At 65.0% G+C, this 13,330-nt stretch carries 13 protein-coding genes; all 13 read right to left on the bottom strand.

Features of this window, described 5'->3' with window-relative positions:
- Window positions 1–3: 3 nt before the first annotated feature.
- Window positions 4–1,530 carry an NADH-quinone oxidoreductase subunit M gene (locus AL072_RS08250; protein WP_045580741.1) on the bottom strand — a complete coding sequence of 509 codons (1,527 nt, stop codon included), beginning with the start codon at window positions 1,528–1,530 and terminating at the stop codon, window positions 4–6.
- Between the two features lie 25 nt (window positions 1,531–1,555).
- The gene (gene nuoL, locus AL072_RS08245; protein WP_045580742.1) at window positions 1,556–3,652 is read right to left on the bottom strand and encodes an NADH-quinone oxidoreductase subunit L; all 2,097 of its coding nucleotides are present in this window, start codon (window positions 3,650–3,652) and stop codon (window positions 1,556–1,558) included.
- A gap of 9 nt (window positions 3,653–3,661) precedes the next feature.
- On the bottom strand, window positions 3,662–3,970 hold the full coding sequence (gene nuoK / locus AL072_RS08240) for an NADH-quinone oxidoreductase subunit NuoK (protein ID WP_045580743.1): 309 nt from the start codon (window positions 3,968–3,970) through the stop codon (window positions 3,662–3,664).
- Window positions 3,971–3,972: 2 nt separating this feature from the next.
- Window positions 3,973–4,587 carry an NADH-quinone oxidoreductase subunit J gene (locus AL072_RS08235; RefSeq protein WP_045580744.1) on the bottom strand — a complete coding sequence of 205 codons (615 nt, stop codon included), beginning with the start codon at window positions 4,585–4,587 and terminating at the stop codon, window positions 3,973–3,975.
- Window positions 4,588–4,605: 18 nt separating this feature from the next.
- Window positions 4,606–5,094 carry an NADH-quinone oxidoreductase subunit NuoI gene (gene nuoI, locus AL072_RS08230; RefSeq protein ID WP_045582387.1) on the bottom strand — a complete coding sequence of 163 codons (489 nt, stop codon included), beginning with the start codon at window positions 5,092–5,094 and terminating at the stop codon, window positions 4,606–4,608.
- 114 nt (window positions 5,095–5,208) lie between these two features.
- Entirely contained in the window at window positions 5,209–6,219 is a 1,011-nt protein-coding gene (gene nuoH, locus AL072_RS08225; protein ID WP_045580745.1) for an NADH-quinone oxidoreductase subunit NuoH, read from the bottom strand.
- Window positions 6,212–8,275, bottom strand: coding sequence for an NADH-quinone oxidoreductase subunit NuoG (gene nuoG / locus AL072_RS08220; protein ID WP_045580746.1), 2,064 nt, complete (start codon window positions 8,273–8,275; stop codon window positions 6,212–6,214). The genes nuoH and nuoG overlap by 8 nt, the downstream gene beginning before the upstream one ends.
- A gap of 15 nt (window positions 8,276–8,290) precedes the next feature.
- Window positions 8,291–9,580: an NADH-quinone oxidoreductase subunit NuoF gene (gene nuoF / locus AL072_RS08215; RefSeq protein WP_045580747.1), complete on the bottom strand. Its 1,290-nt coding sequence runs from the start codon at window positions 9,578–9,580 to the stop codon at window positions 8,291–8,293.
- A gap of 16 nt (window positions 9,581–9,596) precedes the next feature.
- Window positions 9,597–10,223: an NADH-quinone oxidoreductase subunit NuoE gene (nuoE, locus tag AL072_RS08210; protein WP_045580748.1), complete on the bottom strand. Its 627-nt coding sequence runs from the start codon at window positions 10,221–10,223 to the stop codon at window positions 9,597–9,599.
- Entirely contained in the window at window positions 10,220–11,368 is a 1,149-nt protein-coding gene (locus AL072_RS08205) for an NADH-quinone oxidoreductase subunit D (protein ID WP_045582388.1), read from the bottom strand. Before AL072_RS08205 ends, nuoE begins: the two co-directional genes overlap by 4 nt.
- A 107-nt stretch (window positions 11,369–11,475) precedes the next feature.
- Window positions 11,476–12,105: an NADH-quinone oxidoreductase subunit C gene (locus AL072_RS08200; protein WP_045580749.1), complete on the bottom strand. Its 630-nt coding sequence runs from the start codon at window positions 12,103–12,105 to the stop codon at window positions 11,476–11,478.
- Between the two features lie 85 nt (window positions 12,106–12,190).
- Window positions 12,191–12,736 (bottom strand): NuoB/complex I 20 kDa subunit family protein, encoded by a 546-nt coding sequence (locus tag AL072_RS08195; protein ID WP_200192574.1) that lies wholly within the window; start codon window positions 12,734–12,736, stop codon window positions 12,191–12,193.
- Window positions 12,727–13,095: an NADH-quinone oxidoreductase subunit A gene (locus AL072_RS08190; RefSeq protein WP_045580751.1), complete on the bottom strand. Its 369-nt coding sequence runs from the start codon at window positions 13,093–13,095 to the stop codon at window positions 12,727–12,729. Before AL072_RS08190 ends, AL072_RS08195 begins: the two co-directional genes overlap by 10 nt.
- Window positions 13,096–13,330: the final 235 nt, after the last annotated feature.

Genomic DNA, 13,330 nt, shown 5'->3' with positions numbered 1-13,330 from the left:
CCCTTACCGAGCGGCGACCGAGACACCGGACGCGGCGTGCGACGCGGCCAGCTTGGTCTGGTAGGTCTGGATCAGCTGCTCGACCGATGCCGAGGTGACGTTCAGGAAGCTGCTGGGATAGACGCCCATCCACAGGACGACGGCGACCAGCGGCAAGAACACCGCGATCTCGCGCGGGGTCATGTCGAACATCGCCTTGACGTCCGGCTTGGTCAGCTTGCCGTAGACGACGCGGCGGTACAGCCACAGCGCATAGGCGGCACCCAGCACCATGCCGGTGGCGGCGAGCGCCGCGACCCAGGTGTTGTCGCGGAAGACGCCGAGCAGGACCAGGAACTCGCCGACGAAGCCGGCGGTGCCCGGCAGGCCGACCGAGGCCATGGTCATGAACAGGAAGACCACCGCGTATTTCGGCATGTTCTTCACGAGGCCGCCGTAGCGGGCGATCTCGCGGGTGTGCAGCCGATCATAGACGACGCCGACGCACAGGAACAGCGCACCCGACACCACGCCGTGCGACAGCATCTGGAACACCGAGCCCTCGATGCCCTGCTGGTTCAGCGCGAACATGCCGATGGTGACGAAGCCCATGTGGGCGACCGACGAGTAGGCGATCAGCTTCTTCATGTCCTCCTGGGCGAGGGCGACCAGCGAGGTGTAGATCACGGCGACGACCGACAGGGTGTAGATCAGCGGCGCGAAATATTCGGTCGCTTCCGGCAGGATCGGAATGTTGAAGCGCAGGAAGCCGTAGCCGCCCATCTTCAGCAGCACACCAGCCAGGATCACCGACCCGGCCGTCGGTGCCTCGACGTGGGCGTCCGGCAGCCAGGTGTGGACCGGCCACATCGGCACCTTCACCGCGAAGGAGGCGAAGAAGGCCAGCCACAGCCAGAGCTGCATGTTGCGCGGAAACTGGGTGGCGGTGATGGTCGGGATGTCGGTGGTGCCGGCCACGTAATACATGGCCAGGATGGCCAGCAGCATCAGGACCGAGCCGAGCAGCGTATAGAGGAAGAACTTGAAGGCGGCATAGACGCGGCGCGGGCCGCCCCAGATGCCGATGATCAGGAACATCGGGATCAGGACGCCTTCGAAGAACATGTAGAACAGCACGAAATCCAGCGCGCAGAACATCCCGATCATCAGGGTTTCCAGCGCGAGGAAGGCGATCATGTATTCCTTCAGGCGGAGCTGGACCGACTCCCAGCTCGCCAGGATGCACAGCGGCATCAGGAAACCGGAGAGCACGACGAACAGCACCGAAATGCCGTCGACGCCCATGTGATAGTTGATGCCGAATTCCGGGATCCAGCCCGCCTTCTCGACCATTTGGTAGCCGGGATTGCGCGGATCGAAATTGGCCCAGACGAGCAGCGTCAGCACGAAGGTGATGAGCGTCGTCCACAGCGCGATGTAACGCACGTTCCGCAGCACGTCCGGAGAGGTGCCCCGGCAGAAGAGCAGGATCAGCGCGACGCCTACGAGCGGCAGGAAGGTCGCGAACGACAGGATCGGCCAGCTAGCCATTGTTGTTGTTCTCCTTCGAAACCGCTCAGCCGAAGACCGACAGCCAGGCGACGAGCAGGACGACCCCGATCACCATGGCAAAGGCGTAATGATAGACGTAGCCCGACTGCAACCGGCTGGCGCGCGCGGCGATGTCGCGGGTGGCGGCGGCGATGCCGTCCGGACCCACGCCATCGATCACCGCCCCGTCGCCCGATTTCCACAGGCCGTAGCCGAGGGCCTTGGCCGGACGGGTGAACAGCGCGTCGTACAGCTCGTCGAAGTACCATTTGTTGTAGAGGAACTGGTGGACGCCACGGAAGGTGCCGGCGATCTTGCCCGGCAGTTGCGGCATCTTGATATAGCCGACATAAGCCATGGCGATGCCGAGCAGGCCGACCACCAGCGGAGCCAGCTTGACCCAGCCCGGAGTATGGTGATGCGCGGCCTCGACAGTGTCGTGGTCATGCAGAACCATCAGGGCCTTGCCCCAGAACTCGGCGCGGTCGTGGCCGATGAACCACTCGTGGAAGCCGACGCCGGCGAACAGGGCGCCCAGCGCCAGGACTGCCAGCGGCACCAGCATGACGACCGGCGACTCATGGGCGTGGTCGTAGACTTGACGGTCCATCCGCGGCGTGCCGTGGAAGGTCATGAACAGCAGGCGCCAGGAATAGAAGGCGGTCAGCAGCGCGGCGGCGATGCCGAGCGCGAAGGCGAAGCGTCCCACCCCGCTGCCCGAGGCAAAGGCCGCCTCCAGGATCATGTCCTTGGAGTAGAAGCCGGCGAAGAAGGGCAGACCGGCCAGCGCCAGGTTGCCGATCCACATCACCGCGTAGGTGAAGGGAATCTTGCGCCAGACGCCGCCCATCTTGCGCATGTCCTGCTCATGGTGCAGGGCATGGATGACCGAGCCGGCACCGAGGAACAGCAGCGCCTTGAAGAAGGCGTGGGTGAACAGGTGGAACATGGCGGCGCCATAGGCCGACACGCCGATGGCGAAGAACATGTAGCCGAGCTGGGACATCGTCGAATAAGCGATGACCCGCTTGATGTCGAACTGGGTGACACCGATGGTCGCGGCGACGAAAGCGGTCAGGCCGCCGACCACCGCGACGACCTCCAGCGCCGTCGGCGCATACTCGAACACCGGAGACAGGCGGCAGAGCATGAAGACGCCAGCGGTGACCATGGTGGCGGCGTGGATGAGGGCCGACACCGGGGTCGGGCCTTCCATCGCGTCCGGCAGCCAGGTGTGCAGGCCGAGCTGGGCCGACTTGCCCATGGCGCCCATGAACAGCAGCAGACAGGCGATGGTCAGGCCGTTGAAATCCCAGCTGAGGAAATGCAGCGTCTCGCCGGTCAGCGTCGGCGCCTTGGCGAAGATCGCATCGAACTGGACCGAGCCGGTCAGCACGAAGATCGCGAAGATGCCGAGCGCAAAGCCGAAGTCGCCGACCCGGTTGACCAGGAAGGCCTTCATCGCGGCGGCGTTGGCCGAGGGCTTCTCGTACCAGAAATTGATCAGCAGGTAGGAGGCGAGACCGACGCCCTCCCAGCCGAAGAACAGCTGGACCAGGTTGTCCGCCGTCACCAGCATCAGCATGGCAAAGGTGAACAGCGACAGGTAGCCCATGAAGCGCGGCTTCTGCGGGTCCTCGGCCATGTAGCCGACCGAGTAGACATGGACGCAGGCCGAGACAGTGTTGACGACGATCAGCATCACCGCGGTGAGCTGGTCGACGCGCAGCGCCCACTTCACGTCGAGCGTGCCGCTCTGGATCCAGGTCATCAGCTCGATCGTGCGCGGATGACCGCCCACGGCGACGTCGAAGAACAGGATCCAGGACAGGATCGCCGACACCAGCACCGCACCCGCGGTCACGAACTGGGCGACCCGGTCGCCGACGGTCGGCGGCCCGGCGACGACATGATGGTCGTCGTGGGCATCGTCGTGGCCATGATCATCGTGGGAATGGCCGTCATGGGCATGGGCGATCTGGGCGTGCCCGTGATCGTCATGGCCATGACCGTGGCTTCCGTGACCGGCAGCCGCCGGCTCGGCCTTCGGCCCGCCGAACAGCGCGATCGATCCGGCGACGAGGAACGCCAGGAGCGGAAGGAATACGACTAGCACTTCCATGGCGCCGCCTCAGCCCTTCATCATGTTGATGTCTTCGACTCGGATCGAGCCGCGGTTGCGGAAGTAGACCACCAGGATGGCGAGGCCGATGGCCGCCTCGGCGGCGGCGACGGTCAGGATGATCATGGCGAAGATCTGGCCGACCAGATCATGCAGGTATGTCGAGAAGGCGACGAGGTTCAGGTTCACCGCCAGCAGCATCATCTCGATCGACATCAGGATGATGATGACGTTCTTCCGGTTCAGGAAGATCCCCAGCACGCCCAGAGTGAAGACGATGGCCGAGACCGTCAGGTAATGTCCGAGACCGATCTCCATGATCACACGCCCTCCCCGGTCGTGACCTTGCGAATGACGACCACGTCTTCCCGGCGACGGGAGATCTGTTCGCCGACATTCTGTTTACGCACGCCCGCCCGCTGCCGCAACGTCAGCACGATGGCGCCGATCATGGCGATCAGCAGGACGATGCCGGACGCCTGGAACAGATAGACGTACTGCGTGTACATCAGCCGGCCCAGCGCATGGGTATTGGACACCTGATCCAGCGCCGGGGTCGGCGCGCCCGCGATGGCGGCGACGTTGGGAGCCACGATCCAGCCGCCGAGCACGGCCGCCAGTTCGGCCAGCAGGATCAGCCCGACCAGCGCGCCCAGCGGCAGCGCTTCCATCGCCCCCTGCCGCAGCTCGCGGAAGTTGATGTCGAGCATCATCACCACGAACAGGAACAGCACGGCGACGGCGCCGACATAGACGATGATCAGGATCATCGCGATGAACTCCGCGCCCATCAGGACGCAGAGACCGGCAGCCTGGAAAAAGGCGAGGATCAGGAACAGGACGGAGTGAACGGGGTTCCGCGCCGAGATGACCATCACACCGGAGGCCACCAGCAGCGCGGCGAACACGTAGAAGGCGATGCCTTGGAGTATCATCGTTTTTCTCGCTTCCGCTTACCGGTAAGGAGCCTCGGCCGCGAGGTTCTGGGCGATCTCCGCCTCCCAGCGGTCGCCGTTCGCCAGCAGCTTCTGCTTGTTGTAGAAGAGCTCTTCACGGGATTCGGTGGAGAACTCGAAGTTCGGCCCCATGACCACTGCGTCGACCGGGCAGGCCTCCTGGCACAGGCCGCAGTAGATGCACTTGGTCATGTCGATGTCGTAGCGCGTGGTGCGGCGGCTGCCGTCGTCACGCGGTTCGGCCTCAATGGTGATGGCGAGAGCCGGGCACACCGCTTCGCACAGCTTGCAGGCGATGCAGCGCTCCTCGCCGCTCGCATAGCGGCGGAGCACATGCTCGCCGCGGAAGCGCGAGCTGATCGGACCCTTCTCATAGGGGTAGTTCAGGGTGACCTTGGGCTTGAACATGTAGCTCAAGGTCAGCGCCATGCCACCCAGCAGCTCGGTCAGGAACAGGCTGCGCGCCGCGCGGTCGAGGAACGCCATGGCCTCTTCGTCTCCTTCCTCGCCGGCGGTCGCCCCGTTGATCGGACGGCTCGCCGGCACTCAAATCGACACGTCAATGGTGTGTTCGGTGCAGGCTGGCTTATGCGGTGCCGCTTACTTGGGCAACCAGTCGAAAGTCACCAGGACACCGGCGGTCAGCACGACCCAGAACAGCGAGAAGGGCAGGAAGACCTTCCAACCCAGCCGCATCAGCTGGTCGTAGCGATAGCGCGGCACCGTGGCGCGAACCCAGACATAGGTGAACAGGCACAGCGCGATCTTCAGGGCGAACCACACGATGCCCGGCACCCAGGTGAAGGGCGCGAAGGGCAGCGGAGGCAGCCAGCCGCCGAGGAACAGGATGCTCGTCATCGCGCTCATCAGGATCATGTTGGCGTATTCGCCAAGGAAGAAGAGCGCGAAGGGGGCCGAGCTGTATTCGACCATGAAGCCGGCGACCAGTTCCGACTCGCCTTCCGGCAGGTCGAAGGGGGCGCGGTTGGTTTCCGCGAGCGCCGAGATGAAGAACATCACGAACATCGGCAGCAGCGGGACGCAGAACCAGACGGTCTCCTGCGCACGCACGATGTCGGTCAGGTTCAGCGAGCCGACGCACAGCAGCACGGTGATGATGATGAGGCCCATCGAGACCTCGTAGGACACCATCTGTGCCGCCGAGCGCAGCGCGCCGAGGAAGGCGTAGCGCGAGTTCGATGCCCAGCCGGCCATCACGATGCCGTACACGCCCAGCGACGAGATCGCGAACAGGTACAGCACGCCGACGTTGATGTTGGACAGAACCACCCCGTAATCGAACGGGATGACCGCCCAGGCGATCAGCGCCAGGAAGAAGGTCAGCATCGGCGCGACGTAGAAGACGACGCGGTTGGCGCCTTCCGGCAGGATCTGCTCCTTGGCGAACAGCTTCAGGCCGTCGGCGAAGGGTTGCAGCAGGCCGAAGGGGCCGACGATGCTGGGCCCCTGGCGCATCTGCATCGCGCCCATGATCTTGCGCTCGGCATAGGTCATGAAGGCGACGGCCACCAGCAGCGGCACGGTGATCGCCAGGATTTGCAGGACCATAATGATCAGCGGCAGGAGGAAGCCGCTCCAGAACTCAGCCATGGGTGCCAGTCCTCTCCTGAGCAGGGCCCACCAGCGCTTCCGTGCAGTTGGCCATCGTCACCGACGCCCGGCTGATCGGGTCGGTCATGTAGAAGTTGGTGATCGGCGTCACGAACGGGGTGGCGTCGACCGCCCCCTGCGCGCCGAAGGGAGCCCAGGCCGCAGGCGTCGTTTCGCCGACCGCCGCGAAGATCGGGTTCGCCGCCATCAGCCGCTGGCGCAGCTGGGTCTGGCTGTCGAAGGGCAGCGTGGTGCCCAGGACTTCAGACAGGGCGCGGACGATCTTCCAGTCCTCGCGTGCTTCGCCCGGCGGGAAGACCGCGAGGCGGGCGAGCTGCGGACGGCCCTCGGTGTTGACGTAGACCGCGTTCTTTTCGGTGTAGGCGGCACCCGGCAGGACGACGTCGGCGCGGTGGGCGCCGGCATCGCCATGATGGCCCTGGTAGACGACGAAGGCGTTGCCCAGCTTCGCCATGTCGATCTCGTCGGCACCCAGCAGGTAGACGAACTCGATCTCGCCCTTGGCCGCACCGTCGAGGATGCCGTGGATGTCGCGGCCACCCTCGCCCGGCAGGAAGCCGGCCTCGATGCCGCCGACGCGCGCCGCGGCGGTGTGCAGCACGTTGAAACCGCTCCAATCGTCGCGGAACATGCCGTAGACCTCGCCGACCAGACGGGCGGCGGCCTGGACCGCGAGCCCGTCGGCGCGCTGGAAAGCGCCCATGCCGACGATGATCATCGGGTTCTTGGCGGCGCGCAGCGTCTCGGAGAACGGATGGCTGCCGTCGACCAGCTGCTGCAGCGTCTCCGGGCCGGACCCGATCACGCTGTAGGGATAGGTCAGGTCACGCTGCTCGCCGATCGAGGCGATGGTGACGCCGCCGGCCAGATAGCGCTTGCGGATGCGGGCGTTGACCAGCGTGCCTTCCCAGCGCGGGTTGGTGCCGACCAGCAGGATGACGTCGGCCTTCTCGATGCCGGCGATGCCCGAGTTGAACAGGTAGCCAGCACGCACCGAGGTGTCGAACCGCGCACCGTCCTGGCGGCAGTCGAGGTTGCCCGACCCCAGACGGGACAGCAGCTCCTTCAGCGCGAACTGCGCCTCGACGTCGATCAGGTCGCCGGCGATGGCGGCGACGCGGCTGCCGGACAGGCCCTTCAGCCGGGCGGCAATGGCGGTGAAGGCCTCGGTCCAGCTGACCGGGACCAGCTTGCCGTTCTGGCGCACATAGGGGCGGTCCAGCCGCTGGCGCTTGAGACCGTCATACGAATAGCGGCTCTTGTCGTTCAGCCACTCCTCGTTGATGTCGTCGTTGACGCGCGGCAGGACCCGCATCACCTCGGGTCCACGGGCGTCGACGCGGATGTTGGAGCCGACGGCGTCTAGGACGTCGATGGTCTCGGTCTTGCGCAGCTCCCACGGCCGGGCGGTGAAGGCGTAGGGCTTGTGGGTCAGCGCGCCGACCGGGCAGACGTCGGCGAGGTTGCCCGACAGCTCCGAGCCGATCGCCTTCTCGACGAAGGTGGTGATCTCCATATGCTCGCCGCGATAGACGGCGCCGACGTCCGGCACACCGGCCACTTCGTTGATGAAGCGGACGCAGCGGGTGCAGTGGATGCAACGGGTCATGATGGTCTTGATGACCGGACCCATGTACTTGTCCTGCACCGCCCGCTTGTTCTCGCCGTAGCGGCCGCGGTCGAAGCCGTAGGCCATGGCCTGGTCCTGCAGGTCGCACTCGCCGCCCTGGTCGCAGATCGGGCAATCCAGCGGGTGGTTGATCAGCAGGAATTCCATAACGCCCTTGCGGGCCTTCAGGACGGTCTCGCTGTTGGTGCGGACGACCATCCCGTCGCCGCAGGGCATGGCGCAGGACGCGACCGGCTTGGGCGCGCGCTCCATCTCCACCAGGCACATGCGGCAGTTGGCCGGCACGCTCAGGCGCTCATGGTAGCAGAAGCGCGGAATCTCGATCCCCAGCTGTTCACAAGCCTGGAGGATCGAGGTGCCCGGCTCGACCTCGATCTCGATCCCGTCGATGGTGAGTTTCGGCATGGGAACGGGAACTCCTTACTCGGCCGCCAGCGGCGCAGCATTGCGGTAGGCCTGGATGCGCCGCTCGACTTCCGGGCGGAAGTGGCGGAACAGGCCCTGGATCGGCCAGGCGGCGGCATCGCCGAGCGCGCAGATGGTGTGGCCTTCGACCTGCTTGGTGACCTGCAGCAGCATGTCGATCTCTTCCAGCCGCGCATTGCCGGTGACCATGCGCTGCATGATGCGGCTCATCCAGCCGGTGCCTTCGCGGCACGGCGTGCACTGGCCGCAGGACTCATGCGCATAGAAGGACGACAGGCGGGCGATCGCCTTCACGATGTCGGTGGACTTGTCCATCACGATCACCGCGGCGGTGCCCAGGCCCGACTGCACCTCGCGCAGGCTGTCGAAATCCATCAGCACCGTGTCGCAGATCGACTTGGGCAGGACCGGAACCGACGAGCCGCCGGGGATGATGCCCAGCAGATTGTCCCAGCCGCCACGCACGCCGCCGGCATGCTTCTCGATCAGCTCCTTCAACGGGATGCCCATCTCCTCTTCCACGTTGCACGGATTGTTCACGTGCCCGGAGATGCAGAAGAGCTTGGTGCCCGAATTCTTCGGGCGGCCGAGGCCGGCGAACCAGGAGGCGCCGCGACGCAGGATGGTCGGAACCACCGCGATCGATTCGACGTTGTTCACCGTGGTCGGGCAGGAATAGAGCCCGGCCTGGGCGGGGAACGGCGGCTTGTTGCGCGGCTGGCCCTTCTTGCCCTCGATCGACTCGATGAGCGCGGTTTCCTCGCCGCAGATGTATGCGCCCGCACCGCGATGGATGTAGACGTCGTAGCTGTAGCCGGTGCCGCAGGCGTTCTTGCCGATCAGCCCCGCCGCGTACGCCTCGTCGATGGCGCGCTGGACGTTGGAGCCCTCGTTGTAGAACTCGCCGCGGATGTAGATGTAGCAGGCGCTGGCGCCGATGGCGAAACCGGCGATCAGGCAGCCCTCGATCAGCTTGTGCGGATCGTGGCGCAGGATGTCGCGGTCCTTGCAGGTGCCGGGTTCGCCCTCGTCGGCGTTGATGACGAGGTAGACGGGCTTGTCGGTCACGTTCTTCGGCATGAAGGACCACTTCATGCCGGTCGAGAAGCCGGCGCCACCGCGGCCGCGCAGCCCCGATTCCTTCACCTGCTCGATGATCCACTCGCGGCCATTGGCCAGGATCGCCGCCGTGTTGTCCCAGTCACCGCGCTTGCGGGCTCCCTCCAGACCGAAGTCCTGGTAGCCGTAGAGGTTGGTGAAGATGCGGTCCTCATCGCGAAGCATCGCTGTCCCCTCCCCCTCAATCGTCCGCTTGCGCGGTGGTGAATGCCTTCAGCGTCGTCGGGCCGCCGACCGGCTCCGACGATTGACGGCCGGTCTGCGAACCGGGCTTCGGCGTCTCGCCGCGCGCCAGCGCATCGAGGATGCGCTCCATATGCTCCGGACCCACGTCTTCGTAGTAATCGTCACCGATCTGCACAACCGGCGCGTTGACGCAGGCGCCCGAGCATTCGACCTCGCCCAGCGTGAACTGGCCGTCGGCCGTGGTCTCGCCCACCTCGATCCCGAGCTTCTTCTTGCAGGTGTGGACGATGTCGTCCGACCCGCGCAGCCAGCAGGGCGTGGTGGTGCAGACCTGGATGTGGTGCCTGCCGATCGGGTTCTTGTTGTACATCGTGTAGAAAGTCGCGACCTCGTACACGCGGATGCGCGGCATGCCCAGCAGGTCGGCCACGGCGTCCATGGCGACGCGCGGCAGCCAGCCGCCGTTCTGGCGCTGGGCGACGTCTAGCAGCGGCATGCAGGCGCTCGCCTGCTTGCCGGCCGGGTACTTGGCGATGATGCGCTTCGCCAGTTCCAGGTTTTCCGAAGTGAAGGTAAAGCTGGTCGGCTCAGCGTGGCCGTGATCGGAAGCGGGCGCGCTCATCGATCGATCTCTCCGAAAACGATGTCCATCGAGGCGATGTTGGCGACGGCGTCGGCCAGCATGTGCCCCTTCGACATGAAGTCCAGGCCCTGAAGATGGGCGAAGCCCGGCGCGCGGATTTTGCAGCGGTAGGGCTTGTTGGTGCCGTCGGACACCAGATACACGCCGAACTCGCCCTTGGGCGCCTCGATGGCGGTGTAGGTCTCGCCGGCCGGGACGTGAAAGCCCTCGGTGAAGAGCTTGAAGTGATGGATCAGTGCTTCCATCGACCGCTTCATCTCGCCACGCGGCGGCGGCGACACCTTGCGGTCCTCGATCTTATAAGGACCGGCCGGCATCTCCTTGCAGCACTGGCGGATGATGCGCAGCGACTGCTTCATCTCCTCCATGCGCACCAGATAGCGCGCCCAACAGTCCCCGGTCAGGCCGACCGGCACGTCGAACTCCATGCGGTCGTAGACCTCGTAGGGCTGCGACTTGCGCAGATCCCAGGCGACGCCGGAACCGCGCAGCATCGGACCGGTGAAGGCCCAGTCGAGCGCCTCTTCCTTGGTGACGATGCCGATGTCGACCGTGCGTTGCTTGAAGATGCGGTTTTCCGTCAGCAGGCTTTCGAGGTCGGCCATGAACTTGGGAAAACGCTCGGTGAAGGCCCAGATGTCGTCCAGCAGCCCGTCCGGGATGTCCCAGGCGACGCCGCCCGGCCGGAAATAGTTGGCGTGCAGGCGCGCACCCGACACCCGCTCGTAGAACTCCATGAGGATTTCGCGTTCCTCGAAGCCCCACAGAGCCGGCGTGATGGCACCGACGTCGAGCGCACCCGTCGTGATCGACAGGATGTGGTTCAGGATGCGCGTGATCTCCGAGAACAGCACGCGGATATACTGGGCGCGCAGCGGCGCCTTGATCTGCAGCAGGTTCTCGATGCCGAGCACATAGGCGTGCTCCATGCACATCGGGCTGACGTAATCCAGGCGGTCGAAATAGGGCACGGCCTGGATGTAGGTCTTGTATTCGATCAGCTTCTCGGTGCCGCGGTGCAGCAGACCGATGTGCGGATCACAGCGCTCCACCACCTCGCCGTTCAGCTCCATCACCAGACGGAGCACGCCGTGGGCGGCCGGGTGCTGCGGCCCGAAATTCATCGTGTAGGGCTTGATCTGCGTCTTGGTCTCGGGACCGGTGGCGCTGATCGGCCCGCCGGGTCCGGCCACAACGACGCCGGTCGCCGATTCGGTCGAAACGGTCATGCTCACGGCTTCTTGCTCCCGTCCTGGAGGGCCGCCTTCTCGTCGCCGGGCAGCATGACGTTGGTCATGCCTTCCCACGGGCTGAGGAAGTCGAAGGCACGGAAATCCTGGGTCAGACGGACCGGCTCGTAGATCACGCGCTTCTGGTCTTCGTCGTAGCGGGCTTCGACGTAGCCGGTCAGCGGGAAGTCCTTGCGGAAGGGATGCCCCTCGAACCCGTAGTCGGTGAGGATACGGCGCAGGTCGGGGTGGTTTTCGAAGAAGACGCCGAACAGATCCCACGCCTCGCGCTCGAACCAGTTGGCCGCGCTGAAGACGGAGACGGCCGATGGCACGGGCGTGTCCTCGTCGGTGGCGAGCTTCACGCGCATGCGCCGGTTGTGGGTATAGCTGAGCAGCTGGTAGACGACCTCGAACCGCTCGATGCGGTCCGGGTAATCCACCGCGGTGATGTCGGTCAGCTGCTCGAACCGGATGGCCGGATCATCGCGCAGCGCGGTCAGCACCGTCAGGATCGACGGTCGGGCGACCGTCACCATCAGCTCGCCGAGCCTTACCTCGACCTTCAGGACGTCGCCGCCGAGCTTGGCCGCGATGACGTCCCCGAGTTCCTTCAACGCCTGTTCGGACATGGGTGGGACCCTGCCTTCCTACTTGTCTTCAGCGCGCTTCTCTTTCGATCCCGCCCGGAGGCCCGGACGGGACAGTCCGCTAGGCTCAGCGGGCGATGCGGTTGCCGCGACGGATTTTCTTCTGGAGCTGGAGGATGCCGTAGATCAGCGCCTCCGCCGTCGGCGGGCAGCCAGGCACATAGATGTCCACCGGCACGATCCGGTCGCAGCCACGCACCACCGCGTAGGAATAGTGGTAGTAGCCGCCGCCGTTGGCACAGGAGCCCATCGAGATCACCCAGCGCGGTTCCGGCATCTGGTCATAGACCTTGCGGAGCGCGGGGGCCATCTTGTTGGTCAGCGTGCCGGCCACGATCATGCAGTCGGACTGGCGCGGGCTGGGACGCGGAATCACGCCGAAACGGTCCAGGTCGTACCGGCTCATGTAGGCGTGGATCATCTCCACCGCGCAGCAGGCCAGGCCGAAGGTCATCGGCCACAGCGAGCCGGTCCGGGCCCAGGCGAGCAGATCCTCGTACTTCGCCAGCACGAAGCCCTTGTCCTGGATCTCGTCGGAGACCGCGCGGATGTAGGCGTCCTGTTCCGGTCCGGGCGGAATCGGCGCCAGCGGCTTGGCGACCTCTACTCCCATTCCAGAGCTCCTTTCTTCCACTCATAGATGAAGCCGATGGTCAGGATGCCGAGGAACAGCATCATCGACCAGAAGCCGAACAGCCCGATGTCGCCCAGCGCAACCGCCCAGGGGAACAGGAAGGCGACTTCGAGGTCGAAGATGATGAACAGGATCGAGACCAGATAGAACCGCACGTCGAACTTGGTGCGCGCGTCCTCGAACGGCTCGAAGCCGCATTCGTAGGGGGAGACCTTCTCCGCGTCCGGGTTCTTCGGGCTGATGACGTAGGATGCCCCAACCATCACCGCGGCCAGCGCGATGCCGATCAGCAGAAACACCAGGATCGGAAGATACTCAATGATCAGCGGAGTCGACACCGCGTTCCTCCCATAAGCCCACGACCACGGGCGCCGTTCCAGCCGCGAAATCGGCGGAAGCGCAAAGCCGTGGCAGCCATGCCTTGGATTAGCCCATCAGACGGGCCGGAATATATGCCGAGAGCGTGGGCAAGGAAAGCGCTTTGAATCGCTTTTCACTACGCGGAAGGACAAGCCTATCCCTGCACCAGAGCTTGGTAATACCACGTTTTTAAAAATCGGCAAAGGAAAGACT

It is taken from the genome of Azospirillum thiophilum (assembly GCF_001305595.1).
Taxonomy (GTDB): domain Bacteria; phylum Pseudomonadota; class Alphaproteobacteria; order Azospirillales; family Azospirillaceae; genus Azospirillum; species Azospirillum thiophilum.
The sequence above is the reverse complement of the archived record's forward strand: the minus strand, read 5'-3'. Positions and strand labels throughout refer to the sequence as shown.

Bases quoted from the DNA above. Each gene is read 5' to 3' on its own strand.
- AL072_RS08250 (WP_045580741.1), bottom strand. From the start codon at position 1,530: ATGGCTAGCTGGCCGATCCTGTCGTTCGCGACCTTCCTGCCGCTCGTA.
- nuoL (WP_045580742.1), bottom strand. From the start codon at position 3,652: ATGGAAGTGCTAGTCGTATTCCTTCCGCTCCTGGCGTTCCTCGTCGCC.
- nuoK (WP_045580743.1), bottom strand. From the start codon at position 3,970: ATGGAGATCGGTCTCGGACATTACCTGACGGTCTCGGCCATCGTCTTC.
- AL072_RS08235 (WP_045580744.1), bottom strand. From the start codon at position 4,587: ATGATACTCCAAGGCATCGCCTTCTACGTGTTCGCCGCGCTGCTGGTG.
- nuoI (WP_045582387.1), bottom strand. From the start codon at position 5,094: ATGGCGTTCCTCGACCGCGCGGCGCGCAGCCTGTTCCTGACCGAGCTG.
- nuoH (WP_045580745.1), bottom strand. From the start codon at position 6,219: ATGGCTGAGTTCTGGAGCGGCTTCCTCCTGCCGCTGATCATTATGGTC.
- nuoG (WP_045580746.1), bottom strand. From the start codon at position 8,275: ATGCCGAAACTCACCATCGACGGGATCGAGATCGAGGTCGAGCCGGGC.
- nuoF (WP_045580747.1), bottom strand. From the start codon at position 9,580: ATGCTTCGCGATGAGGACCGCATCTTCACCAACCTCTACGGCTACCAG.
- nuoE (WP_045580748.1), bottom strand. From the start codon at position 10,223: ATGAGCGCGCCCGCTTCCGATCACGGCCACGCTGAGCCGACCAGCTTT.
- AL072_RS08205 (WP_045582388.1), bottom strand. From the start codon at position 11,368: ATGAATTTCGGGCCGCAGCACCCGGCCGCCCACGGCGTGCTCCGTCTG.
- AL072_RS08200 (WP_045580749.1), bottom strand. From the start codon at position 12,105: ATGTCCGAACAGGCGTTGAAGGAACTCGGGGACGTCATCGCGGCCAAG.
- AL072_RS08195 (WP_200192574.1), bottom strand. From the start codon at position 12,736: ATGGGAGTAGAGGTCGCCAAGCCGCTGGCGCCGATTCCGCCCGGACCG.